The sequence below is a fragment of the Myxacorys sp. genome (assembly GCF_059501405.1).
Genome location: NZ_JCACCM010000187.1, coordinates 1 through 21787, shown reverse-complemented (window position 1 = coordinate 21787; position 21787 = coordinate 1). Strand labels below are relative to the sequence as shown.

Sequence of the window (21787 nt, the reverse complement as noted above, 5' to 3'; positions counted from 1 at the left end):
CTTGAAGCGCAATTAATAGATCGAGGCGCGATTAAAATGAAAAACCGCCCGATGAGCGAGCGGCGTAGGCTTAAATTTGTACTTCAAAATTAGGCGGTTATGCTTCATCGTAGGCTTCTAAGTCTAGAAGATAGAGGTAGGGTTCGACTAGTTCAGGACGCTGGAATGCGATCGCTCTGAGCAAATGCCAATCGTTTAAGCCATCGAAGACACTGCTATAGTCATCTTGCTCCAACCGAATTGCCAACGTTTGAATGTCTGACTCTGTGAGCTTAGCCACATCGAGTTCTGTATATTTGAATGTCTGCACGGCTTTCACCTCCCTCTAAATCCATCTGTTGCTGTATTGACTACTGTACTGAACTAATGAAACAGATGGCTGACCCCTAATTAAAGTTTACTTCAGCTTCCCTAGTTGGAACCTAGAGTAAAGGTTTCGTTAATCTCGGTTCGCAATCCTTCAAACTTAGAGCAGAATCTTTTCGACGAATTGCTGCGCTTCATTCAGGACTAGGGGAGAAACTTCGTGTCCCATATCGAATTCTTTGTAGTCCACCTTTGCCCCGATCGCGGTTAGCTGTTGTCTTGAAAAATGGCCAGCGGATAGCGGCACAACGGAGTCTTGACGACCATGCACCAGCAAAATAGGCGGGTAGCTGGGCTGGCGAGAAATTGCGCTGTGCAGATAACCGCTCATCACCATTAATCCAGCTAATGGAAGCTGGGTTCCGACATCGAGCGTCATCGCGCCACCTTGGGAGAAGCCACCCAAAATGGTTCGCGATAAAGGAATTCCGGTGCTGGCTTCTAAAGATTTCAGCCAATCGATTAGGAGTTGACGGCTCTTTTTCAAGTCGGGTTGCTGGCTAATGTCGCTCCGAAAGCTCGCGATGTTTGAGAGGTCGTACCACATTCTTCCGGTGGTGCTGTAAGGATGCGAAAAAGGTGCGTCAGGCACCATAAATTGAATGTTGGGCAGTTTTAGTAGGGAACACAAGAAGGCGACATCTTGAGCACTTGCGCCCCAACCGTGGAGGATGACAATTAAGCCTTTAGGCGACTGACCAGATTGGGGTGGAATGGTGATAGCTTGCAAAGACACTGATTTAGCGGGTAACTCTCCGTTTCCGATCATAGAGGGGATGGAGGGAGTTCGGCAGAGAAGATAAATGAGGGGGATGATTTCTCTGGATCGTTCCTTTCTGAACCTCAAACTATCAGCGACGAAGCTCAAACATTCAATGATGAAGCTTAAACATTCACGCTTGATGCTCAAACATTCAACGATGAAGCTTAAACATTCGCTCTTGATGCTCAAACATTCAACGATGAAGCTTAAACATTCACGCTTGATGTCCAAACATTCAACGATGAAGCTCTGAGTATCAACGATGAAGCTCAAACATTCAGGCTTGATGCTTAAACATTCAACGATGAAGCTCTGAGCATCAGCGATAAAGCTTAAAGGCTTACGTTTGAACTTCAGGTCATTCTTCTATATCGTTTTTGCTCCTCGCGTCTTCCTAATCTCCTTGACCTCTTCGACATTGCCATCATCCCTTATCCTGAGAGAGACCGACTTAACTGACAGGATTGAACTCATGGCACGTTTAGCTCTACTGAGCGTTTCAAATAAAACTGGGCTGATTGATTTGGCTCGGAGTTTGGTAGAAGAATTTGGGTTTGACCTGATCAGCAGTGGAGGAACTGCACAAGCTTTGAAGGAAGCAGGCTTACCTGTCACTAAGGTCTCAGACTACACAGGGTCGCCGGAGATTTTGGGAGGACGGGTGAAGACACTCCATCCCCGGATTCATGGTGGAATCTTGGCGCGGCGAGATGAACCGCAGGATATTGCAGATTTAGAAGCCCAGCAGATTCGTCCGATCGATCTGGTTGTGGTGAATCTCTATCCTTTTGAAGCCACGATCGCTAAAACGGGCGTTACGTTACCCGAAGCGATCGAGCAGATCGACATTGGCGGGCCTGCAATGATCCGCGCCTCAGCTAAGAACTTTGCTCATTTAACGGTTCTCTGCAATTCGGATCAATACAACTCCTATTTAGAAGAGTTGCGCCAGCATAACGGAGTCGCATCATTGGCTTTCCGGCAAACCTGCGCCTTGCAAGCATTCAAACATACCGCCAGCTACGATCGCGCCATCTCGGCTTATCTTGAGAACCAAGGAGCGCAAACAGGCGTTCTCCCCGATGCATTCACCCTCACCGGACAGCAAGTTCAACCCTTGCGCTATGGCGAAAACCCTCACCAAGAGGCAGCTTGGTATCAGACTGGAGCCACTCCGACGGGCTGGGCTGCCGCTACCAAGTTACAAGGCAAAGAACTGAGCTACAACAATCTGGTGGATCTAGAAGCAGCGCGATCGATTATCGCTGAGTTCGCTGATCCAGAGAGCGACCCCACCGCTACCATCATCAAACACAACAATCCCTGCGGCTCAGCAATGGGAGCAACCTTGCTCGAAGCCTACGAAAAAGCCTTTAATGCAGATTCGATCTCAGCATTCGGTGGCATTGTGGCGTTGAATCGTCCGATTGATGCCCCCACTGCTACCGCTATGACGAAAACCTTTCTAGAATGCGTAGTTGCCCCAGTGTGCAACCCTGACGCGCAAGAGATTTTACAGGGTAAGTCAAAAGTTCGGGTGCTGACTCTATCGGATCTGACGACGGGCGCACTTCAACAGGTCAAAGCGATCGCAGGTGGCTTTTTGGTTCAGGCCGCCGATGACATCGTTGCCGATGTGAACCAGTGGAACCTGGTTACCGAGAAGAAACCGACGCCCGAACAACTCGCCGAACTGCTGTTTGCTTGGAAGATCTGTAAGCATGTCAAGTCGAATGCGATCGTGGTGAGCCGCGATCGTACAACGATCGGCGTCGGGGCAGGGCAGATGAACCGCGTTGGCTCTGTCAAAATCGCGCTTGAACAAGCAGGTGAACAGGTTCAAGGAGCCATTCTCGCGAGTGATGGATTTTTTCCATTTGATGACTCGGTTCGCACGGCTGCGGCTGCCGGAATTAGTGCGATCGTTCAACCGGGTGGCAGTTTGCGTGATCAAGAATCCATCGATGCGGCGAACGAGCTTGGAATCGTCATGGCATTCACCGGAATTCGCCATTTCTTGCACTAAAACTGAGCGCAGAAATCTAGAGCAGAGGTTCACAGAGCACCGGGAATTGAGAGGAGGTACGATATGCTAAGTTTTATTAACCTCCTCATTTAGACAAAGAACCTCTATGCCTTCTGAGTTACTTCAGTTCCTCAAAGTTTATAGTCAGTTTGTCCATCCCGTTTTGATGTGGGTGCTACTAGCATTAACCATCTACGCTTTGTATTCGGGACTTCAATGGCGGCGTGCCCGCACTGCCACGGGAGACCTGAAGAAGAACCTTCTCAAAGAAAAATTCAATGTCAAACATTACCAAATTGGCTCGGTAGTGCTTGCCATTATGGTCGTCGGTTCAATCGGCGCAATGGGAGCAACCTACATCAACAGCGGTAAGTTGTTTGTCGCTCCACACTTGCTCATTGGACTAGGCATGACGGGAATGATTGCCGTTTCCGCATCGCTATCGCCCTTTATGCAGAAGGGACAAGACTGGGCGCGGTACAGTCACATTGCAATCAATGTGGCAATTACGGGGTTATTTGGATACCAAGCGATTACTGGCATCACTATTGTGCAGAACATCATCAAACGCATGGGGACGTAGCGACAGTTAGCTAACTTTTATTTCTAATTTTGGGGGTGCATTTGTTGTGCCCCATTATTTTTAGCTGCTAAAGACGGTATGCCCGAACTCAGCACCACTAGTTGAGTTCGTTGAGTAGGATTTCAAAAAATCCGCTAACGTGTTTGAGTCGTTTCCAGCGATCGCCAAAATCGAAGGCGGTCTATCTCATATTGAAGCCGTTGGGTTCTTCGACACGATTAATCAAAACTGATGTGAATAGGCGGAATCTGTCTTCAGATCAACAGACGCGATCGCTATAAATTCGCTATTGTTCCAGCTAAAGGATTACTATGGGGCAAAATTCGTGTTTCCGATCAGCGACGACAATCCAACTCGCATCAAACCCTATGTAACGTATGGGTTAATTGCAGTCAACATTTTAGTTTTTGCATACGAACTCACCAGAACACCACCGCAACTCGAAAACTTCTTCTACACCTGGGCAGTCATACCTCAAGAGCTATCGCGGCACTTTGCCGGTGGAGAACTGGGGTATCAGCCTTTTCCCGAATGGATTACGTTATTCACCTCGCAGTTTCTACATGGTGGTTTTCTTCATGTCGCCGGAAATATGCTGTTTTTGTGGATTTTTGGCAACAACGTAGAAGATCGATTAGGGCACGTCAAATTCTTGCTTTTCTACTTAACCTGTGGAGCGTTAGCTGCCCTTTCGCAATGGTATTTCTCATCCAACTCGACGATTCCATCGCTGGGTGCGAGTGGCGCGATCGCGGGCGTCATGGGCGCATACATTCTGCGATTTCCTAGAGCTAGTATTCTGACGCTCATTCCGCTGGGTATTCTGATTCCAATTCGGTTGCCTGCCTACGCTTACCTTGGCATCTGGTTTCTGCAACAAGCCCTCTATGGCATTGCTAGTCTTGGCGTTCCGGCAAACATTGGCATGGAGCGGGGCGGTGTCGCCTATTGGGCACACGCAGGTGGATTCGTATTTGGAGCCGTTCTTGGACCTTTGCTAGGACTCTTCTCGAATAGCAGTAGCGAGGCAGAAAGAACCTACTAAATTTTAAAAAACTGGGATGAAGTATTGCAAGGAGATCCAGGAGAGACTGATAATGAGATTAAGGAAGTCTTATCTAAATTTGTCTTTCAGTTGGCAGAAACTTCAGGATTCAGCACTCATCCCAGGAGCAGTGATACATGAGCGGTTTAATTAATCTCATCAAAAAACTATTTAGCGGCATTCTTTCATTTGTTGGCGGGCTGCTAGGCGGCAAAAAAAATGGCGGTTACTACATGGAGGCAGACGAATCTAAGTTTGCGCCGCTTCCTAGTACAGACGAAGAGAAATCCGCTAAACCAGAACCCGCTAAAGTCGAGGCTGCCTCTAACGGAGCAAAAGCAGAGCCAATCAAGGCGGCTAAAGCTTCCGTAGCGGAGTTATCAAACGCAGAACCTGTCAAAGCAGTTAAAAACTCTGTAGGGGACTCAGCAAAAGCGGTTCAAGCTTCAGCCAAGTCGGCTACAGGTGCGGATAAAGGCAAAGCAGCGCCTACCAAGGCGGAATCTGCCAAAGTAGGTGCTGCCTCCAGTAATGGTTCGCAGCCTCCGGCCCCTGCCAATGTTGCTCTCAACATGCCGAAGCCAACAGTCAGCTTTGCAACCGAATACTTAGCGCCCAAGCCAACAAGCACTCGTCGTCGGCCTGGTGCAAATATGAGTTCTTTCCTTGAAATGGCGAAGAATGTAAAACCTTCAACCTAATATTCTTCAACGTTGATTGAAGTAGGTGTGCATTAGCAAAAAGCATCTCAGTCCTAGGATTGAGATGCTTTTCTAATTTAGTAAACGCCTTCCCGTCGTTCTTCCGTTTTTTGAATTAACCAAAGGGCGTGAATAATACCCGGAACCCAGCCTAGGGCAGTTAGAAGAACATTAACAATTAAGCCTGTGCTAATGCCTGTAGTAAGAAACACAGCTAGGGGAGGCAGCAAAATAGCCGATACAAGACGTAAAAATTTCATAGGATTTCTCTAAGCATTCGTTTTATACAACATGCTTTAATTCTCATCAATCTGCGATCGCATAGCTTCTCTCTTTAGACAGGATCAAACTTCATTTGCAGATCTTGATCAGGAGTAGAAGCTTCAAGGCTAACCCGCCCGTGAGATAGAGTAGAGGCTGTGCCATTGGCTTTGGCAAGCGCTATAAAATTGCAAGATAAAGATCATGCTCAGTCAGTCTCCAATTGTCTCTGCCAAATGGCTCCAAGAAAACTTAGCTCAAGTCGTTGTGATCGACTGTCGCTTTGCTTTAATGGAGCCGTCACTCGGACGGCAACAGTACGAAGCAGGGCATATTCCAGGAGCCTACTATTTAGATCTCGATCAGGATTTATCGAGCGCGGTTCAAAAACATGGCGGACGACATCCTTTGCCAGATCCGAAAAGGCTAAGTGCCAAACTTTCTGCAATGGGCATTACCGCCTCTAGCTTGGTTGTTGCCTACGATGATTCTCGGTTTGCATTTGCGGCTCGGTTGTGGTGGCTATTGCGATATTTAGGTCACGATTCTACGAAGCTTGGCGAAGCCAATCGCGTTGCAGTTCTAGATGGCGGATTCCAAGCTTGGAAAGCAGCAGGAGGCGCAGTCACTCCTGATATTCCGCCACAGAAATCAGGAGACTTCATCCCAAATCCTCGCCCTGATTGGGTTGTAGACATAGAAGCAGTGAAAGCTAAAAAAGACTCTCCTGACGTTGCATTAGTCGATTCTCGCGAACCAGAACGTTATCGAGGAGAGCGAGAGCCAATCGATCCGATCGCAGGTCACATTCCGGGTGCAGTCAATTATCCTTGGCAAGAGGTGACGACCGAGCAAGGGGAGTTAAAATCAGACGATCAATTGCGCGATCACTGGTCAGATCTTCAGTCCACACCAGAAATCTTGGTGTACTGCGGTTCGGGCGTTTCAGCCTGCGTTAATTTGCTTTCTCTTGCCGCGATCGATCGAGAAGGGAAGCTATATGCCGGAAGCTGGAGTGATTGGTGTTCCTACCAACTGTGACTCTTCTAACAGAAATTATTAAATCAAATTCTGACGGGGATTAAAGCTTTCAAATTGGCGTAATTTCTCGTATAACTCACGCTCTTGCTCGGTTAGTTCTTTCGGAAACGCAATCTGAATTTCAACAATCTGATCGCCTCGCGCGACGCCATCTTCCGCAGAAGTACTTCCGATTGGATAGCCTTTATTCGCTAAGCGCAGTCGTTGCCCCGATCGCACTCCTGCTGGAATATTCATTTTCACCATGCCATCTAACGTTGGCACTTCGATCGCGCCGCCTAGCACCGCTTCACTGGGTGTGATCGGCAACTGGCACACGATGTCAGCATCCTCAACTTTGAAGAAAGAATGAGGAGAAACTTCAATTTTTAGATACAGATCGCCGCCATTTACCCCTTGTCCTTTCAGCCGAACGCGTTGACCCGACACCATTCCAGACGGCATATTAACTTCTAGCGATCGCCCGTCTTCTAGGCGAATTCGCTCCCGCCCACCTGCGTAGGCTTTTTCTAGGGGAACCGTTAACCTGGCTTCGGCATCCCGACGAGCAGGCGGACGCGGGGTACTAACGGTATAACTCGTTTTGCTCGTGCCCGGACGAAAAACATCTTCCACTGGCGCACGGGGCGGTTCACGGCGAGGGGCAGTTCTGGTTGTGGTTCGCGGGGATGCGGCAGAACTGACAGAAGTCCGACTTAAAAACTGATCGAAGAAGTCATTGAAGTTGCGAAACGCGCCAAAATCAACCTCCCCACCTTGTCCGCGCCGTCCATTTTTCTGAAACCCCTGCTGTTGCCAAAAATTTCCATATTGGTCATACTGCGATCGCTTTGCTACATCCGACAGCACGGCATACGCTTCACTGAGGTCTTTAAATTTTTCCTCAGCCGCTTTGTCACCCTGATTAACATCGGGATGATATTGTCTCGCAAGCCGACGGTAGGAGCGCTTGATCTCGTCCATTGACGCATCTCTAGCAACTTCTAAGATTTCATAGTAGTTACGGAAATTTTGCATAGAGGGTAGTTAGAAATAGAGCATGAGTGCGGAGCGAAGACTGAAAGAATACCTCACTTCTTCGCTCTGCACTCACTTTTTTTTACAGCCAATCGTCTTCGTCATCCCAATTATCTTGGGCATAGTTGGGACGAGCGGGACGTTTTTTAGAGGAATCGCTACGATTGGCTCTGCCAAAGTCTGAAGCATCAGGTGAGCGGCGGCTACCAAAGTCAGTTCGACCGGACGAGTAACCAGAACCATTATCGCGCCGAGGAGCCTCTAGATCTGGATTTCGTCGGGGCGGATCTTGTCTCGACGAGCTGTAGTTCTGCTGAGAACCGCGATTGGCTCCGCCCAGATCCGAAGAATCGTAGAAATCAGGATCGCGCCGCGTCCCGTTACCTCGGTTTCTAAAAGTATCTCGACTGCCGTAGGGATCTTGCGACGGGGCACGATTGGCCCCGCCAAACTCCGCAGGATCGCCACCATACTGCAACGGATCGCTGTAGGGATCTCGGCTTCTGGAGCGGTCTGGACTCGCGTATGGATCGCGGCCAGTTGAGGGGCGATTGGCTCTGTCAAACTCTGAAGAATCGTTGTAGGAGTCGCGGTTTATATCAGAGCGATCGGCTCTGCCCAATGAAGAATCGCGGCCTCTAGAGGAGTCTGGATTGGCATACGGGTCACGGCTGGTCGGAGGACGATTGGTTCTGCCAAACTCCGCAGGATCATTATATGGATCTCGATTCGGCGAAGTTTGACCGCTGTAAGGATCGCGGCTGGCTCCGCCAAGCTCTGAAGAATCATAGCGATCGTTGGGTACACCATCGAAGGAAACACGCCTACTGTCGTTCTGGCTGTAGTTATCTCGACCATAGCTATCTCGACTAGGAGCAGCATTATCACGATCGCCGCGATCGTTATCCCGTCCATAGGTGTAGTTGTCACGCCCGTAGGTGTAGTTGTCACGCCCGTAGGTATAGTTATCGCGTTCGTAATTACTTTGCCCATAGCTACTTTGCCCATAGCTACTTTGTCCGGCATTCCAGTAATCACGAGATGATCCATAAGGATCACGAGGTTCGGGGTAGTAGTAATCTTCGTCGTCTTCGAGGAAAAAGTTTTTGATCGACTCGAAGAAGCCGCCTTCGCCTTCGTCGAGTTTGGTCTGTTGATAAACCTCACGGTTGAGGTCATACAGAGCATCTTTGAGATCTGCCTCAGCAATGTCTACACCGCGATCGTCGTTGTTTGCCAATGCTTCTCGTAGACGCTGCACTTGCGGTTCAATCCGATTGCGATAGGGGCTCACAAACGTCATGCCGAAGTCAAGCGTTGCTTCTCGCAGTTGACGCTCAGCTTGAAAGGTCAGCGCTTCTGCCCGATTTCGCTTCTCGACTTTTTCTTTGCGGAGTCGATCGATTTCGGCATATTCTTCAGCGCTGCGAATCATTTGCCGGATTTCGTCTTCGCTCAGATTCGATGCACCTTGAATGGTAATACTCTGCTCGCGCCCGGTAGTACGATCCATCGCGGTCACTTGCAGAATGCCGTTAGCGTCTACATCAAACGACACCTGAATTTGCGGAATTCCACGCGGCGCGGGTGGAATGCCCATCAGCTTGAAGCGCCCCAGCGATTTGTTGCCCGATGCCATCTCCCGTTCGCCTTGCAGAACGTGGACTTCGACCATCGTTTGGTTATCTTCTGAGGTTGAGAAGGTGTCGGATCGGCGAGTAGGAATCGTTGTGCCGCGCGGAATCAGCTTTTTCATCACGCCGCCGATCGTTTCTAACCCGACCGAAATCGGGGTCACATCGAGCAACAAAATGTCCTTTAAATCGCCCGCTAAAATTCCGGCTTGAATGGCGGCTCCGACAGCAACAACTTCATCAGGATTGACATTCTGATTTGGTTCGAGATTGATCAGCGATCGTACGACTTCTTGCACCATCGGAATTCGGGTAGAACCGCCGACTAGCACCACTTCGTCAATGTCATCGGGCATCATTTCGGCATCCCGAAACGCTTGACGCAAAGGACCCCGCAGACGGCTCAAGAGATCACCGCACAATCCCTCAAACTGCGATCGCGTCATCCGGGTTTCTAAATGCTTGGGGCCGTCTTCCGTTGCGGTAATGAACGGTAAATTAATGGCGGTTACACTCACTCCGGAAAGCTCAATCTTGGCTTTCTCTGCAGCTTCCGTGAGTCGCTGAAGCGCTTGACGGTCTTTGCGTAAATCAATGCCTTCTTGCTCTAAGAACTGCTCTGCCAGCCAATCGACAATTTTATTATCAAAGTCATTGCCGCCCAGCTGTGTGTCACCGCTCGTGCCTCTGACTTCAAAGACACCATCGCCCACATCTAGAATCGAGACATCAAACGTACCGCCACCTAAATCAAACACAAGAATTGTTTCTTGACTGACGCGATCGAGGCCGTAAGCCAACGAGGCGGCTGTCGGTTCATTCAAAATCCGCTTTACATCAAGTCCGGCAATCCGTCCAGCATCACGGGTCGCTTGACGCTGAGAATCATTAAAGTAGGCAGGCACAGTGATTACTGCCCCGGTCACGGGTTCTCCCAAATAGCGAGCGGCTTCATCGGCTAACTTCTTGAGAACTAGAGCCGAGATTTCTTCAGGCGAAAAGTCGCGATTGAGGCGAGGGCATTTGATTCGGATGTTGCCCGCCTCATCTTTGCGGATCGTATAAGGAACTCGCTTCGATTCGGGCGAAAGCTCGGCGTATTTGCGCCCCACAAAGCGCTTTACTGCAAAAAATGTATTTTGTGGATCAAGGACGGCTTGCCGTCTAGCGAGTTGCCCCACCATCCGTTCTCCGTCTTTGCTAACGGCAACAACGGAAGGAGTTGTCCGCGTGCCTTCTGCGTTGGCGATGACCACTGGCTTCCCGCCCTCCATGACCGCCACCACCGAGTTTGTAGTTCCCAGGTCAATACCAACGACTCTGCCCATGTTCTTTGCTAAAGCTAATGTTGAGAATTGCTGGATTCATTCTATCTTGCTAGGGCAAGAGGGGATAGGAAAAGGCACGAGGGATGCCCCCGATTATGCTTTACAAGTAGAGGGAACGGAGTGTCGGAGCATCACTTTTGCAAAGAAATTGTTCACCAGAAGATGATAAATGTAGACGCCTGAAGCATAAAGTCTTACATGGTTGCATCAACCTCATCACTCTAAGTTTCTCTGTACAGCTTGGTAAAGCAATATTTGTAGAGCAATACATTGTCAGGCTGATCATTCTGCCAAGCTAAAAATCTCAAGGTAAAATTGTTGCACAGTCTTACATTGGGCAAGAAGCTTGACACATTATCGGGCAGGGGAGCAACGACTAATGAGTAAAGTGAGTAAAGCAACACTTTATGATCAAGATTTCCTGCAATGGACGCAACAGCAAGCGGAGTGCCTGCGGAATGGATGCTGGGCAGGGTTGGACGTTGAAAATTTGGTAGAGGAATTAGAAGCGTTGGGGCGTAGTGAACAGAGAGAACTTGGCAGCTACTTACAGCTCCTTTTGATGCACCTACTTAAATGCCAGTATCAGCCCGAGCGAAGAACCAAAAGTTCGGATGATACCCTCTCCAACTGCCGAGATAAGATTCAGGATTGCTTGGAAGATACTCCTAGCTTGCAACGTTTTCTTCGAGACTCAGAGTGGGTGGAGAAATATTACCGACGCGCTCGCCGAGATGCAGCGAAAGAAACGCAAAAGCCAGTGGAAACATTTCCAACTGAGTGCCCCTACCTTGTTGAGCAGTTTCTTGATTCAAATTTTTTAGTCTGATTTATTTTTTTAGTCTATTTTCTATAGCGATTGAATCTGTCGTCGCGATGGTTCAGTCAACGGGTCACGTCAACAAATACGTTGCTCTACATCAGAAGAATGATTCTTCGCAGCTTGTGATAGCGAAGCGCAGAAATAGGACATTCTATATCTAAGGAAAAGGCGGGAGAGAAAAGATCTTTGCCTTGCTCGAACAGGTGTGTTCCAACGATCTGTAGAAGGCTAAGTTCATGATGTTTGGTTATGGTTCAGCGATCCTTCGGAGCTTGGCAAAGCCAATCGCTTCTAATTCTCAGCATTCTTGTTTTAGGGCTAACACCTTGGGCAGCAGTGGCTCAGTCATTGCCCGATTCACTCGTCGATGCTTCGCCTACGGGTCCAAAAGATGCTTCGCCTGCGGGTCTAACTGATCAAAATCGAACGGTTCGGCTCGTGGTGAAGTTGAAAAAGCGGCGGGTCTATGTGTATGACGGTGAAACCGTGATTGCCAGCTATCCGGTTGCGATCGGCAGATCGGGTTGGGAAACTCCCGTCGGCGAACATCAGGTGCTTAATAAAGAAGTGAATCCTGTTTTCACTAGTTTCAAGACGGGCAATAAAATTCAACCCGGCTATGACAATCCGCTTGGGGTGCGCTGGATTGGTATTTGGACAGATGGTAAAACTCAGATCGGGTTTCACGGCACAAATCAACCCGAGTCAATTGGACAAGCGGTGTCACATGGTTGCCTTCGCATGTGGAATAAGGATGTGACCCAGCTATTTGAGCAGGTTGAGGTCGGAACACCAGTTTCTGTGCAACCCTAGTAGAAGTCACATCTTTTGCAAGGAGCGGTATGGCGAGGTCAGTTCAAATTGGTGCTGTTTTGCTAACTGTATTAAGTAGCTTGATGTCTGCCTCGCACGCGACAGCAGAGTCAACCAAACTGAAGGTTGAAGTCGATGGGTTGCGGAGTCAGCAGGGAAATATCTGCTACAGCATTTTTGCAAGCAATCGAGGATTTCCCACCGAAACGACCAATGCGGTGCGAAATCAGTGCGTTAAAATCACGAACCGTCCGTTTGAAGTCGAGATTCAGAATCTTAAACCTGGGAATTACGCGATCGCGGTGTTGCACGATGCCAATAGTGACAAACAAGCGAATCGAAACGGACTTGGCATTCCTACAGAAGGCTTTGGATTCTCTAAAAATCCGGCGATTCGCTTAAGCGCTCCAAGCTTCTCGGAAACGGTGTTTCGAGTGGCAGGCGCATCAACCAAGGTTCAAATTCAGTTGAAATATCTGTTAGGAGGGTAAATCCGTTGGCTTGGGGCGGCGAAATCGAGCGATTAGCTGCACAAGTTTGTAGAGCGCAAACCCTAACAGCGCAATCACTAGAACGCCAGCTAAGACAGGCACAGTAAAGGCTAACACCGATAGCGAAATAGACATCACCAGTTCTAACGCAGCAAAAATCGGATTAGCCAGTCCGCCTGAAGCTGCCGTTGATGTGCCTCGCAATAGATTTAGCAAACCTTTCGTCAGTCCAGCCGTTCCGCCGCCTGCCACAAGCGCAAGCGTCCACTGGATCAGCGGGTTCATATCAGGTGCAACCGAGGCAGCAACCACAGTGCCTGCAATAATTGCCGCTGGGGTCGCAAGAACGTCCAAGGCGTGATCAAACCAAGGAATCGAGTAGCCAACCACTTCTAAAACCGAAGCGATCGCGAATAGCGTCAAGGCTTGAGGATTCTCAATCCAGTCAAAGTTTGGTGGCAAATCGTAGTGCCCTAATACCGATACGGCGCTCAGAGCAAGTAAGGGCACAAACACTCGAAAGCCAGAAGCAGCGCTGAGGCTGATCGCTAACATCAGTTCAATCAGAACGTGCGGATCAAGCAGTTGAGACACAAGACGTTTAGGCAAACTTCACTTTTAGTGTAAGAGACAAGACCAATCTCTACTACAGGCCAACCGAATCATATCGAGTAGAGGAATCTCCCCCAGACGAGGGAACCAGTTTCTCTCAAACTAAAAGCTATAGAGTTAGAGGTAATGACATGAGTGCGGCGTCTTGGAATCAGCAGGGATGTCAGCTTTGTGAGCAAGAGCAATACAGCGAGGCGATCGCGGCATTTGATCAGGCGATCTCGCTTGCTCCAAGTTTTGCGGAAGCCTGGAACAACCGAGGAAATGCGCTATCGGGTCTAAAGCGGTTTGCTGAGGCGTTGGGGTCGTACGATCGTGCTGTGCTGATGCAGCCTGACCACCATCAGGCCTGGTTTAACCGAGGCTTGCTGCTTACCGAGATGCAGGCGTATGGCAATGCGCTGGAGTGCTTCGATCGAGCCATCGACCTTTATCCTGATCCGTGTTATCTACACGCTAGAGAAACCATTTGGCTTAAGAAAAAACTGATTCCGGTCTATCAGCAGAACGAATCCACTCGTCGAGTCTAGCCGCATAAGCGGCTAATCTAGTCGTCAGGAGCGAGGGAGATGCTTTTTTATCTCTTGAACTCGACTGAGCCAAGCCAGCAGATCTTGAGCACTAAAGTGCAGACCCCGCGGCAAAATTTGCTCTAACTCTTCTTCAGGGCGTCCGGTTTGCTGCATCCACGCAGCCTTTAGCGTTGCGGTATCGACTAGCTGAGAATCGCTCAACCCCAACGATCGCTGGATTCCAAGCTGCTCTTCGCGCCCAACTACATCAACAACGAACTCGCTACGATTCGCTTGATGCAATACTCCTGCTAATGCCTTGATGTAAGCACTGCTATTCTCGGTTGCCAACTCGGTTAGAGGAACAGGTTGCCCAAATCGACGGTTACTCGCCCAAATTAGAACCAGCAGCAAAACGCCAGCTTGCACCGTTACGGGAAGCAACGGTGTTTTGAGCAGGTAGATGAACCAGTTCTGAGCATCTTCTCGTTGTGCAACTTCTGCTTCTTTATATCCGTGCAGATATTCATCTACCCAAATGGCGTTACCGTTCTGTTTGACTAATTTTTCTAAAAGCGCAAAATTTCCCGGTTCGTCTTGATAGGCGTTAGCAGCCAGAAAGGGAGTAATTGAATAGATCACGCGACCTTTGCCGATCGCCGTTTCCCAAACGATTGTGCCATAGCGATCGCGCAACAGCGGCTCACCTCTATAGAACAACGTCTCATTACCATCTGCGATCGGTGACTTTTGATCGGTCAGTTTCTCCCGTCGCCCTGTATCAATCCTGACGCCACCCTCTTGAATGGTGGTGAAGGAAGCCTCCGTTGCGGATGGAGTGCCTGCTCCCAGAACAACCAGCGTGTTTCCCCGCTGCACCCACTCTCGTTCAGCTTGAGAAAAACTGAAGGGCAACCAGCCAGTATTAACTTGCAAAAAGGTTGTTTTCGTACCCTTACGCGAACTGACAAAGGCTTCAGAGGGCTTTTGCCAGCGACTAATGGGTGTCCCTTGGCGCTCCATATAGGCAGACCACGCTCCGTAGCCATCGGGCGCACGACTGAACGTAGAGCCGCTGATTTGAGGGTTGCTTTTAGGAGCAATGAATAGCGTTAAAAGAATGAGGGTTGCGATCGCAAGGCCTCCCGCCAGAATTCTTCGATCAATACGCTTCAGCACGCTTTCCTTCCTCATCTAAAGAATTGCGCTCAAGGTCGCTATAAGCTTGCTGACATTGATTAAAAATTTCGGCTGAAATGGTGGCGTTGCCAAAGCAAAGCTGCTCATGAGTTCTGAGCAGCGTTTGATAAGCGTGAGATCGCGGCAACAGCTGCACTAGATTCCAATATTCGTGATCGGTGCGACTGGCTTGATGAGGAGCAAGTTTTGTATCGTTGAGTCGCTGTAGCGTGGCCATATAAAGGGCACGACAGGCTTCTCGGTAGTTTCCCTGCTGCTGAAACCGTTGAACCTCATGCATCCAAAAGGCGATCGTGCGATCGCGATCGTTAGACTCTACTTTGCGATCTAGCCGCTTAGAGAGCCTCGGACGGTTTGGATCAAAATATGGATTAAGCCATTGATACAGTTGCCAACCTAGCCACAAGACCAAGGCAGCTACAATCGCCCAAAACGTCCCTTGAAACCACCACATCGGGAAGTTCCACTGGGGCGCATTCGGAACCGTAGGGGCGTCAAATTTGGGAAAATGCAGCTCAATCCATTCGCCCAATCGCCACCAAAACTGTTGAAACTGCCAATCTAAACTATCTTTCTGGAATGTCCCCGCCGCCATCGCTTTGCTCTTCGTGAGGTGAAGCTACCACGCGATTGTGTGAAGCTATTTTGTGAAGCTGCTAACGAGCCACAGAATTAGAAACGTCACCAAGCTGATGAAGACATCATCTCGCGGTAGACCGGGTACATGCGGGAGAATCAGTCCGTATAGTAGACCCCCAATCGCAAACCCTAGCACCAATCCTCCAACCCCTAGCAGCACGGCTCGCCCCAGCTTTTGCTCTTTTCGATAGATGAAGTAGAGCGTCGAACCCGTCGCGATCGCCATCGCCACTTGTAGCACAGAATCTACAGGGTAGAAATAAATAGCAGTCCCCATGGCTGCCAAGATGCCACCCGGTAGGGCAATATCAACAGAACTGGGCGAATCAATGAAATTCTGTAGCCACTGAGAGGATTTGGCAGGCGCAAGGGCTTGCGGCGGTGCGGCTGGCGCGGCCTTTTCTGGAAATCGAATTCCTTCTGGAACTTTTATCTTGCCTTCTTGTCGTAGACGCAGGCGATCCATTAAGACGGCATCGTAGGCAGCTTCAATCTCAGAAATCTTACGCTGATCCCCAGCTAGCTCTGCTACTAGCCGAGTCCGGGCGGTTTGGATTTCTTCAAACGAAGAACCTTCGGGAACACCAAGTTTTTCGTAGGGACTGTCGCTCATTCGCTGTTACTCCACCTTTTCCTGAAGGTTATGTCGCCTCACAGGTCATCGCACGTGTGATTACACTTAGAGTCTAGACCATTAGAGTTTAGACGATGAATCTTTGACTTTAGAAAGATTTGAGGTCTTAAACAAAATCGTTTATTCTCTCGTATTTCTATTCTACTTCGCCAGCTTTTTTTACGGAAACCAAGGTAAGACTCGATATTTTCGTCAAAAGCTAAGGCATACTAATGCTGATGCTCAATATATCTTGTGTAATACAGAATATCCTGTGTCATACAGATAGACCTGGATACCCGAAGCTCCGCAAGTCCGACTGTCCTTCTCAATTCACGATTGCAGCGCAAAGTTATGGTCATGGCTCCAGCCAAGATACTCGTAGTTGACGATGACCCGGCTATCCGGAATCTCATTCACCGTTTTCTTTCCAAACAGAGTTACCAAATGGAATCTGCGGAGGACGGAAAAACCGCAATGGCAATGTTTGAGCAGTTCAATCCTGATTTAGTCATTTTGGATGTGAATTTGCCTGATGCTAATGGTTACAGCCTGTGTCAAGAGATGCAGAGCCGCACAAATGTTTTTGTGCTGATGCTAACCAGCCGGACGGATGAAGCCGATAAGCTCCGTGGCTTCGCTCAAGGTGCAGATGATTACATTACAAAACCGTTTAGCTTAGGCGAACTCGGTGGGCGGGTTGGTGCAATTCTTAAGCGTCAGCGCATTGTGACAACCGCTGAGCAGCAGTGCTTGGTGTTTGACAAACTGCTGATCGATCCAGTCCGACGCGAAGTCAAGCTGAATGAAGATATTGTGCCCTTGACGGCATTAGAATTTGATTTGTTACATTTCTTAGCAAGTCATCCGGGTCGAGTTTGGCGACGAGCTGAACTGATTCAGGAGGTTTGGGATTACGAATATGTGGGCGATCAGCGCGTGGTTGATGTCCATATTGGTCAGATCCGCAAAAAGATTGAAATCGATACGAGTCAGCCTGCTCTCATTCAAACTGTTCGCGGGGTTGGCTATAAGTTTGAGTCACCTGCGGCGGTGAGTTAGCCCTATGAGCCGTTGCAGTTATCAATCCGTCGCCAAGCTTAGCGGCGGAATTGTTGGGTGTTGCTGCTTTAGCCCTCTCGGTTTCAGCCCTATGAAGAAACTGTTTTTAGCGAATCAGACAATTCTTTGAATTGCGCTGGGCGCTAATCGCTTCTCTCATGTTTCCAGCATTGAAGTTAAACGCAGAGGTGCTTAGGGGAGAATAGCTGTCTACAAGCGATATTGGCGGTAGAGATCACTGGCAGCGCGATGCACGAGAGAATGACGATAGACCAAAGCATCCATATCATCTCCGTAACCGCCTCCAATCACACATGCGACCGGGTAGCCTTGCGAAAGACAAGTTGTGAGGACTTGCATATCACGACGAAATAATCCTGAATCGGTGAGGGCGAGTTTACCTAAGCGATCGCACGAGTGCGGATCAACGCCAGCATCATAAAATACGAGATCCGGCTTCTCTTGAGTCAGTAGATCCGGCAAATATTCTGCCAATGTCTGCAAATATTCGTCATCTTCCATGCCTTCAGGCAAGGGCACATCTAGATCGCTCTGCTGCTTTGTACCCGGAAAATTGATTTCACAATGCATGGAGAAGGTAAAGACGCTGGAATCATCTTGAAAGATGAAGGCGGTTCCGTCGCCTTGATGCACATCGAGATCAACAATGAGAATTTTTTGAGCAAGCCCCAGGGTTTGCACGACTCGAGGCGCGATCGCTAGATCATTAAAAATGCAAAACCCCGAGCCGTAGCTGGGAAACGCATGGTGAGTACCACCTGCAGTGTTACATGCTAGTCCGCTCTCTAAGGCCAATTTAGCGGTGAGAACCGTTCCTCCAACGGCAACGCACGTACGATTTACAAGAGCTGGACTCCACGGTAATCCAATGCGCCGTTGAGCTTTCGGATCTAGCGTGCCTTCACAATAATCGTTCACGTAGTCAGATGTGTGAACGAGTTCAAGCCACTCTTGGGGCGATCGCTGTGGGCAATGAAATTGTGATCCTGTTGCGACATCATCCACTAATAGCAACTCGTAAAGTTTCTTAAATTTTGACATTGGAAACCGATGATCTAATGACCAAGGCACAACGTAATCAGGGTGATAAATCAGCGGTAAATCCATTTAGTAATTCGACTGATATCTGTCTTTACTTTTGTAAATTAATCTCGTCAAATATTGCTGTTTGTAAGAGTTTGTAGAAGATCTCCAGCCTCATCCTTTAGACTGATTGCCAGTCCGAAATTTTTTATCTGAAACGCTCATGTCTCATCCTGTTTGGCACGAATATCTAAAGCTTCTTTCATTCTTTGCAAGTGTCATTGGTCTATACATTGTAGTGAATCGAAAATCGGCTCAGGCAGATGATGCTGATGCGGCAGATCTAACGCTATTCGCTATGAGTTTTGCCTACTGGATTGTGCATCTTGTGGCGGTGGGTGCCCAGAAGTGGATTTCTCCTGATTGGGACATCTTTATGCTCAGTCTGAAGTGGACAGCGGTGATTTCCTACTTATTAACCTTCTCATGTGCCCTGAGTTTGCCCATGCACCGCTTCTCCGCTTCTCAACGGCAAACGGAGTAATTTTAGTTATTTGGAGTTGAAAATGTGAGCGCTTGGCTTAGGCCAAGCTCTGCAAGATCGCCACTTCGAGCTGAGTTTGATCAAGAGTCGTCAGCACAAACACTTCTTGCACGGTCTTTCCTTGACGCGCAATTACTTTATAGCCGCCGCGAATTGGCACAGAGATTTTTAGCTTTAACTGAGGCGCGTGAGAGCGGACGGAGCTAATCACGCCAGGGGTAATCGTCTGAATTCCAGGGCATTGAGTGAGCCGCTTTAGAATAGGAATTAGCCCCGGAATGTGAGTCGAATGATTCCACACGAGTCGCCCCTGCTTTTCCTCGTCTCCCATGATGTCTCCTCAGTTAACCCGCTTCCAGCGGAGCCAGTGTCAGTCCTTCCATACCAAGCTGCATGTGGTACAGTTCCGCTTGTTCTAGCGGTCCTGACCATACGATCGCTTGTCCATCAAAATGGACTTGATTAGTAAGTTTCCAAGCCAAATCGCCGTTCATGTTTGGGATGTACTTCATCAAACACTCGGCGACGTGCTCAAACGTGTTGAAATCGTCATTCAACACAATGATCTTATAGTTTGGATAAGTTTGCCGCGTCGTTTGACTAGTTTTTTCGGGCGTTGTGACGGCTCCAGCCATCACCACAATTGTTGCATCCTGGAGGTGTCTAGTCATGGCTTACTTAGAATTGAAACAATCAAAATTTCATACCAAAAATTGTAGAGTACCTGACTCAAAGTACAAGGGATTTCTAACCAACATCGTTAGAAATCCTGTTGTCAATGCTTTGAAACTGATTTAATCAATATGTACTCAATTAAAATTTCCCCTATAAGAATTTCTTTTTCTGCTTAACTGAGGACGGGGATAGGCGTTGAGGTGGGGCACATGCGCGGTAAAAAGCGTCCAAATCGGGGAACTCCTCTATTGTTTAAAAATTTAAGTGGAATGCTAACGCTAAGCTTGGCGTTGGTTGGTATCGTCACGCTGGTTAATTTAGGACGCTCGGGCAACAACGTACTAGAGCGGTTAACCTCGCTGTTTAATAGTCAGCCACCTGCACCAAAGGTGGATACTCGTTCCGTGGTGATTCAGCAGGTTCGGGAGGCGAGCGAACTAACAACCGCCGTTTATACAATGGAAGCGGTGGTGCCGACGCAGCAGGACGCCGCGATCGCAGGTGTAGTTGTGGGAACCACGAAGCTGCTCTACATTGCTCGGGGTGAGGTTCGGGCAGGGGTCGATCTGAGCGCGCTTAACCCTTCCGATGTGCAAGTGACAGGAGATACGCTGCGGTTACGTTTACCGCCACCGCAATTATTAGATAAAAAAATTGATGTCACGAAATCAAGCGTTTATGATTACAATCGCGGATTTTTAGGGTTAGGACCCGATACAGCTCCAGAATTGCAGCGATTGGCACAAGAAGAAGCATTGAAGAAGATTCAAACTGCCGCATGTGCGGATGGAGTGCTGGAGAAGGCCAGCGATCGCGCCAAACTAGTCGTCACTCAATTGGTTCGTGTGTCAGGTGTCAAAACTGTTTTAGTAGAAACTCAAGCGCCTGCTCCTAATGCCTGTCCTTCTTCGTAGATTGATCTCAGAGAATCATCTCTGACTTTTGTAGTTTATGTGTCCTGAACCGTTAGATTTCTTAACGAGCCGTTTCCTAAAAATGAAACGCCAGTAACGTCTTTGTATTGATTTTTATAAGGGATATTACGCAAGTTTTAGCGATTAGCTTCTTGGCCTAGAGCCCTTTCATAGAGCAGAATCACTCTAGTTCTTGAGCGAGTATTTTTGCATTTCGTATCTTAAACTACAGCTTTCTCAAACTTGGGGATCACACTCCCGATAGGTGATCCCAGCCTTAGAAGAATTTAAAATAAAAATAGATTTTAGAGATCAAATTAAAAACTCTGGCAATAATAGACAAACAAGCAGTGTTCTCTATCAGTAGTAATTTTCAGAATTTGGTATCTGACAATACCGGACTTTGAAAATTAATATCTGGGACCTTAGGCAGACCTTTTTTATCGATCAAAATTAGCTAAACATTAAGGAAGATGAAGATGAAAACAGTTCAAACGGTTCGCTGCCCAAACTGCGGTAGTTATGCTGAACGCATCCATGTTCCGGTGGGACAACTTACTCGCACTCAATGTCACAGTTGTGACTATTTAATGATTACCTGTTCTCAAACAGGAAAGGTTATTGAAGCGTATGCACCCGGAATTTATGCTCAGCGCTTAGCATTATCCTAATGGCTTAGAGGCACAGTCTAATAGAATTTTTTAGAAGAAATGTGGAGATTGCTTAATGCTGTCCCCACATTTTTTATAGCAATACATTTATAAGGATTGCTCAGGTAGAAAGCGTAGCCTAACTCAGGTAGAAAGCGTAGCCTAATTAGTACAAAGCACAGTAAAAGAACCGCGCCAGACTTCTAATATCCGAAGAGCTCTAATATTCTTTCTGAGAACTTCGACATGACGTTATCTTCTACAACATCTACAAGCTCTCTCTACGTTATACGAGCAAGATTATTACCTCTGGCTACAAGTAACCGTACAGCTTCTGGAGAAGGGCGAACTTTCTGCACTTGATGTTACGAACTTAGAGCTGATTCATAAAGTAAATCTTAAGCAGCCAATCGTCGTACCATCAGACGAA

The 21787-nt window shown here is 48.3% G+C and carries 25 protein-coding genes and 1 pseudogene; 14 read left to right on the top strand and 12 right to left on the bottom strand.

Annotated features, from left to right (window positions below; translation table 11 throughout):
* Positions 1–97: 97 nt before the first annotated feature.
* Together isiD and AC5I6P_RS26055 are read right to left on the bottom strand one after the other, a co-directional pair.
* Positions 98–310: a protein IsiD gene (gene isiD, locus AC5I6P_RS26060; RefSeq protein WP_495696688.1), complete on the bottom strand. Its 213-nt coding sequence runs from the start codon at positions 308–310 to the stop codon at positions 98–100.
* A gap of 156 nt (positions 311–466) precedes the next feature.
* The gene (locus AC5I6P_RS26055) at positions 467–1102 is read right to left on the bottom strand and encodes an alpha/beta hydrolase (RefSeq protein WP_495696687.1); all 636 of its coding nucleotides are present in this window, start codon (positions 1100–1102) and stop codon (positions 467–469) included.
* A 499-nt stretch (positions 1103–1601) separates the two neighbouring features.
* On the opposite strand from AC5I6P_RS26055, the gene purH reads away from it, so the two are divergent.
* From purH to AC5I6P_RS26035, 4 genes are all read left to right on the top strand, one after another.
* Entirely contained in the window at positions 1602–3155 is a 1554-nt protein-coding gene (gene purH / locus AC5I6P_RS26050) for a bifunctional phosphoribosylaminoimidazolecarboxamide formyltransferase/IMP cyclohydrolase (protein ID WP_495696686.1), read from the top strand.
* Between the two features lie 106 nt (positions 3156–3261).
* A complete protein-coding gene (locus AC5I6P_RS26045; RefSeq protein ID WP_495696685.1) occupies positions 3262–3738 on the top strand; it encodes a DUF4079 domain-containing protein in 477 nt (158 codons plus the stop codon).
* 325 nt (positions 3739–4063) lie between these two features.
* The gene (locus AC5I6P_RS26040) at positions 4064–4783 is read left to right on the top strand and encodes a rhomboid family intramembrane serine protease (protein WP_495696684.1); all 720 of its coding nucleotides are present in this window, start codon (positions 4064–4066) and stop codon (positions 4781–4783) included.
* Positions 4784–4920: 137 nt separating this feature from the next.
* Entirely contained in the window at positions 4921–5484 is a 564-nt protein-coding gene (locus tag AC5I6P_RS26035; RefSeq protein WP_495696683.1) for a hypothetical protein, read from the top strand.
* A 77-nt stretch (positions 5485–5561) separates the two neighbouring features.
* Here AC5I6P_RS26035 and AC5I6P_RS26030 read toward each other — a convergent pair whose 3' ends face one another.
* Positions 5562–5744 (bottom strand): YqaE/Pmp3 family membrane protein, encoded by a 183-nt coding sequence (locus AC5I6P_RS26030; protein WP_495696682.1) that lies wholly within the window; start codon positions 5742–5744, stop codon positions 5562–5564.
* A 205-nt stretch (positions 5745–5949) separates the two neighbouring features.
* Here AC5I6P_RS26030 and AC5I6P_RS26025 point away from each other — a divergent pair, with 205 nt between their 5' ends.
* Positions 5950–6786 carry a sulfurtransferase gene (locus AC5I6P_RS26025; RefSeq protein ID WP_495696681.1) on the top strand — a complete coding sequence of 279 codons (837 nt, stop codon included), beginning with the start codon at positions 5950–5952 and terminating at the stop codon, positions 6784–6786.
* 18 nt (positions 6787–6804) lie between these two features.
* Here AC5I6P_RS26025 and AC5I6P_RS26020 read toward each other — a convergent pair whose 3' ends face one another.
* Positions 6805–7803 carry a DnaJ C-terminal domain-containing protein gene (locus tag AC5I6P_RS26020; protein WP_495696680.1) on the bottom strand — a complete coding sequence of 333 codons (999 nt, stop codon included), beginning with the start codon at positions 7801–7803 and terminating at the stop codon, positions 6805–6807.
* 82 nt (positions 7804–7885) lie between these two features.
* The gene (dnaK, locus tag AC5I6P_RS26015) at positions 7886–10765 is read right to left on the bottom strand and encodes a molecular chaperone DnaK (protein ID WP_495696679.1); all 2880 of its coding nucleotides are present in this window, start codon (positions 10763–10765) and stop codon (positions 7886–7888) included.
* A 379-nt stretch (positions 10766–11144) separates the two neighbouring features.
* On the opposite strand from dnaK, the gene AC5I6P_RS26010 reads away from it, so the two are divergent.
* From AC5I6P_RS26010 to AC5I6P_RS26000, 3 genes are all read left to right on the top strand, one after another.
* The gene (locus AC5I6P_RS26010; RefSeq protein WP_495696678.1) at positions 11145–11594 is read left to right on the top strand and encodes a DUF29 domain-containing protein; all 450 of its coding nucleotides are present in this window, start codon (positions 11145–11147) and stop codon (positions 11592–11594) included.
* Between the two features lie 243 nt (positions 11595–11837).
* On the top strand, positions 11838–12401 hold the full coding sequence (locus tag AC5I6P_RS26005; protein ID WP_495696677.1) for a L,D-transpeptidase: 564 nt from the start codon (positions 11838–11840) through the stop codon (positions 12399–12401).
* 29 nt (positions 12402–12430) lie between these two features.
* The gene (locus tag AC5I6P_RS26000) at positions 12431–12892 is read left to right on the top strand and encodes a DUF2141 domain-containing protein (protein WP_495696676.1); all 462 of its coding nucleotides are present in this window, start codon (positions 12431–12433) and stop codon (positions 12890–12892) included.
* On the opposite strand, the gene AC5I6P_RS25995 is transcribed toward AC5I6P_RS26000, so the two are convergent.
* On the bottom strand, positions 12881–13501 hold the full coding sequence (locus tag AC5I6P_RS25995; protein WP_495696675.1) for a DUF4126 domain-containing protein: 621 nt from the start codon (positions 13499–13501) through the stop codon (positions 12881–12883). The genes AC5I6P_RS26000 and AC5I6P_RS25995 overlap by 12 nt on opposite strands.
* A gap of 134 nt (positions 13502–13635) precedes the next feature.
* Between AC5I6P_RS25995 and AC5I6P_RS25990 the strand changes: the two genes are divergently transcribed.
* On the top strand, positions 13636–14034 hold the full coding sequence (locus AC5I6P_RS25990; RefSeq protein WP_495696674.1) for a tetratricopeptide repeat protein: 399 nt from the start codon (positions 13636–13638) through the stop codon (positions 14032–14034).
* Positions 14035–14058: 24 nt separating this feature from the next.
* Here AC5I6P_RS25990 and AC5I6P_RS25985 read toward each other — a convergent pair whose 3' ends face one another.
* Genes AC5I6P_RS25985 through AC5I6P_RS25975 form a run of 3 tightly spaced genes read right to left on the bottom strand, consistent with a single transcriptional unit; the run spans position 14059 to position 16468 of the window.
* The gene (locus AC5I6P_RS25985; protein WP_495696673.1) at positions 14059–15195 is read right to left on the bottom strand and encodes a DUF4350 domain-containing protein; all 1137 of its coding nucleotides are present in this window, start codon (positions 15193–15195) and stop codon (positions 14059–14061) included.
* A complete protein-coding gene (locus AC5I6P_RS25980) occupies positions 15179–15811 on the bottom strand; it encodes a DUF4129 domain-containing protein (protein ID WP_495696672.1) in 633 nt (210 codons plus the stop codon). The genes AC5I6P_RS25985 and AC5I6P_RS25980 overlap by 17 nt, the downstream gene beginning before the upstream one ends.
* Positions 15812–15856: 45 nt before the next feature.
* A complete protein-coding gene (locus AC5I6P_RS25975) occupies positions 15857–16468 on the bottom strand; it encodes a CPP1-like family protein (RefSeq protein ID WP_495696671.1) in 612 nt (203 codons plus the stop codon).
* 402 nt (positions 16469–16870) lie between these two features.
* On the opposite strand from AC5I6P_RS25975, the gene AC5I6P_RS25970 reads away from it, so the two are divergent.
* Entirely contained in the window at positions 16871–17530 is a 660-nt protein-coding gene (locus AC5I6P_RS25970) for a response regulator transcription factor (RefSeq protein ID WP_495696758.1), read from the top strand.
* 210 nt (positions 17531–17740) lie between these two features.
* On the opposite strand, the gene AC5I6P_RS25965 is transcribed toward AC5I6P_RS25970, so the two are convergent.
* On the bottom strand, positions 17741–18658 hold the full coding sequence (locus AC5I6P_RS25965; protein ID WP_495696670.1) for a histone deacetylase family protein: 918 nt from the start codon (positions 18656–18658) through the stop codon (positions 17741–17743).
* 139 nt (positions 18659–18797) lie between these two features.
* Here AC5I6P_RS25965 and AC5I6P_RS25960 point away from each other — a divergent pair, with 139 nt between their 5' ends.
* A complete protein-coding gene (locus tag AC5I6P_RS25960) occupies positions 18798–19118 on the top strand; it encodes a hypothetical protein (RefSeq protein ID WP_495696669.1) in 321 nt (106 codons plus the stop codon).
* A 37-nt stretch (positions 19119–19155) separates the two neighbouring features.
* On the opposite strand, the gene AC5I6P_RS25955 is transcribed toward AC5I6P_RS25960, so the two are convergent.
* A complete protein-coding gene (locus AC5I6P_RS25955; protein ID WP_495696668.1) occupies positions 19156–19449 on the bottom strand; it encodes a DUF2103 domain-containing protein in 294 nt (97 codons plus the stop codon).
* A 13-nt stretch (positions 19450–19462) separates the two neighbouring features.
* Positions 19463–19789, bottom strand: coding sequence for an ATP-dependent Clp protease adapter ClpS (gene clpS, locus AC5I6P_RS25950; RefSeq protein ID WP_495696667.1), 327 nt, complete (start codon positions 19787–19789; stop codon positions 19463–19465).
* A 213-nt stretch (positions 19790–20002) separates the two neighbouring features.
* Between clpS and AC5I6P_RS25945 the strand changes: the two genes are divergently transcribed.
* The 3 genes and pseudogenes from AC5I6P_RS25945 to AC5I6P_RS25935 all read left to right on the top strand — a co-directional run.
* Positions 20003–20707, top strand: coding sequence for a DUF4230 domain-containing protein (locus AC5I6P_RS25945; RefSeq protein WP_495696666.1), 705 nt, complete (start codon positions 20003–20005; stop codon positions 20705–20707).
* 479 nt (positions 20708–21186) lie between these two features.
* On the top strand, positions 21187–21378 hold the full coding sequence (locus AC5I6P_RS25940; protein WP_495696665.1) for a replication restart DNA helicase PriA: 192 nt from the start codon (positions 21187–21189) through the stop codon (positions 21376–21378).
* Between the two features lie 277 nt (positions 21379–21655).
* Positions 21656–21787, top strand: a pseudogene (locus tag AC5I6P_RS25935) (DUF29 family protein); the annotation flags it as partial.

Coding starts and splice junctions, on each gene's coding strand:
- AC5I6P_RS25940 (WP_495696665.1), top strand. CDS start 21,187: ATGAAAACAGTTCAAACGGTTCGCTGCCCAAACTGCGGTAGTTATGCT.
- AC5I6P_RS26035 (WP_495696683.1), top strand. CDS start 4,921: ATGAGCGGTTTAATTAATCTCATCAAAAAACTATTTAGCGGCATTCTT.
- AC5I6P_RS25960 (WP_495696669.1), top strand. CDS start 18,798: ATGTCTCATCCTGTTTGGCACGAATATCTAAAGCTTCTTTCATTCTTT.
- clpS (WP_495696667.1), bottom strand. CDS start 19,789: ATGACTAGACACCTCCAGGATGCAACAATTGTGGTGATGGCTGGAGCC.
- dnaK (WP_495696679.1), bottom strand. CDS start 10,765: ATGGGCAGAGTCGTTGGTATTGACCTGGGAACTACAAACTCGGTGGTG.
- AC5I6P_RS25975 (WP_495696671.1), bottom strand. CDS start 16,468: ATGAGCGACAGTCCCTACGAAAAACTTGGTGTTCCCGAAGGTTCTTCG.
- AC5I6P_RS25955 (WP_495696668.1), bottom strand. CDS start 19,449: ATGGGAGACGAGGAAAAGCAGGGGCGACTCGTGTGGAATCATTCGACT.
- AC5I6P_RS26010 (WP_495696678.1), top strand. CDS start 11,145: ATGAGTAAAGTGAGTAAAGCAACACTTTATGATCAAGATTTCCTGCAA.
- AC5I6P_RS25980 (WP_495696672.1), bottom strand. CDS start 15,811: ATGGCGGCGGGGACATTCCAGAAAGATAGTTTAGATTGGCAGTTTCAA.
- AC5I6P_RS26030 (WP_495696682.1), bottom strand. CDS start 5,744: ATGAAATTTTTACGTCTTGTATCGGCTATTTTGCTGCCTCCCCTAGCT.
- AC5I6P_RS26000 (WP_495696676.1), top strand. CDS start 12,431: ATGGCGAGGTCAGTTCAAATTGGTGCTGTTTTGCTAACTGTATTAAGT.
- AC5I6P_RS26005 (WP_495696677.1), top strand. CDS start 11,838: ATGGTTCAGCGATCCTTCGGAGCTTGGCAAAGCCAATCGCTTCTAATT.
- AC5I6P_RS25945 (WP_495696666.1), top strand. CDS start 20,003: ATGCGCGGTAAAAAGCGTCCAAATCGGGGAACTCCTCTATTGTTTAAA.
- AC5I6P_RS25965 (WP_495696670.1), bottom strand. CDS start 18,658: ATGGATTTACCGCTGATTTATCACCCTGATTACGTTGTGCCTTGGTCA.
- AC5I6P_RS26025 (WP_495696681.1), top strand. CDS start 5,950: ATGCTCAGTCAGTCTCCAATTGTCTCTGCCAAATGGCTCCAAGAAAAC.
- AC5I6P_RS26045 (WP_495696685.1), top strand. CDS start 3,262: ATGCCTTCTGAGTTACTTCAGTTCCTCAAAGTTTATAGTCAGTTTGTC.
- purH (WP_495696686.1), top strand. CDS start 1,602: ATGGCACGTTTAGCTCTACTGAGCGTTTCAAATAAAACTGGGCTGATT.
- AC5I6P_RS25990 (WP_495696674.1), top strand. CDS start 13,636: ATGAGTGCGGCGTCTTGGAATCAGCAGGGATGTCAGCTTTGTGAGCAA.
- AC5I6P_RS26020 (WP_495696680.1), bottom strand. CDS start 7,803: ATGCAAAATTTCCGTAACTACTATGAAATCTTAGAAGTTGCTAGAGAT.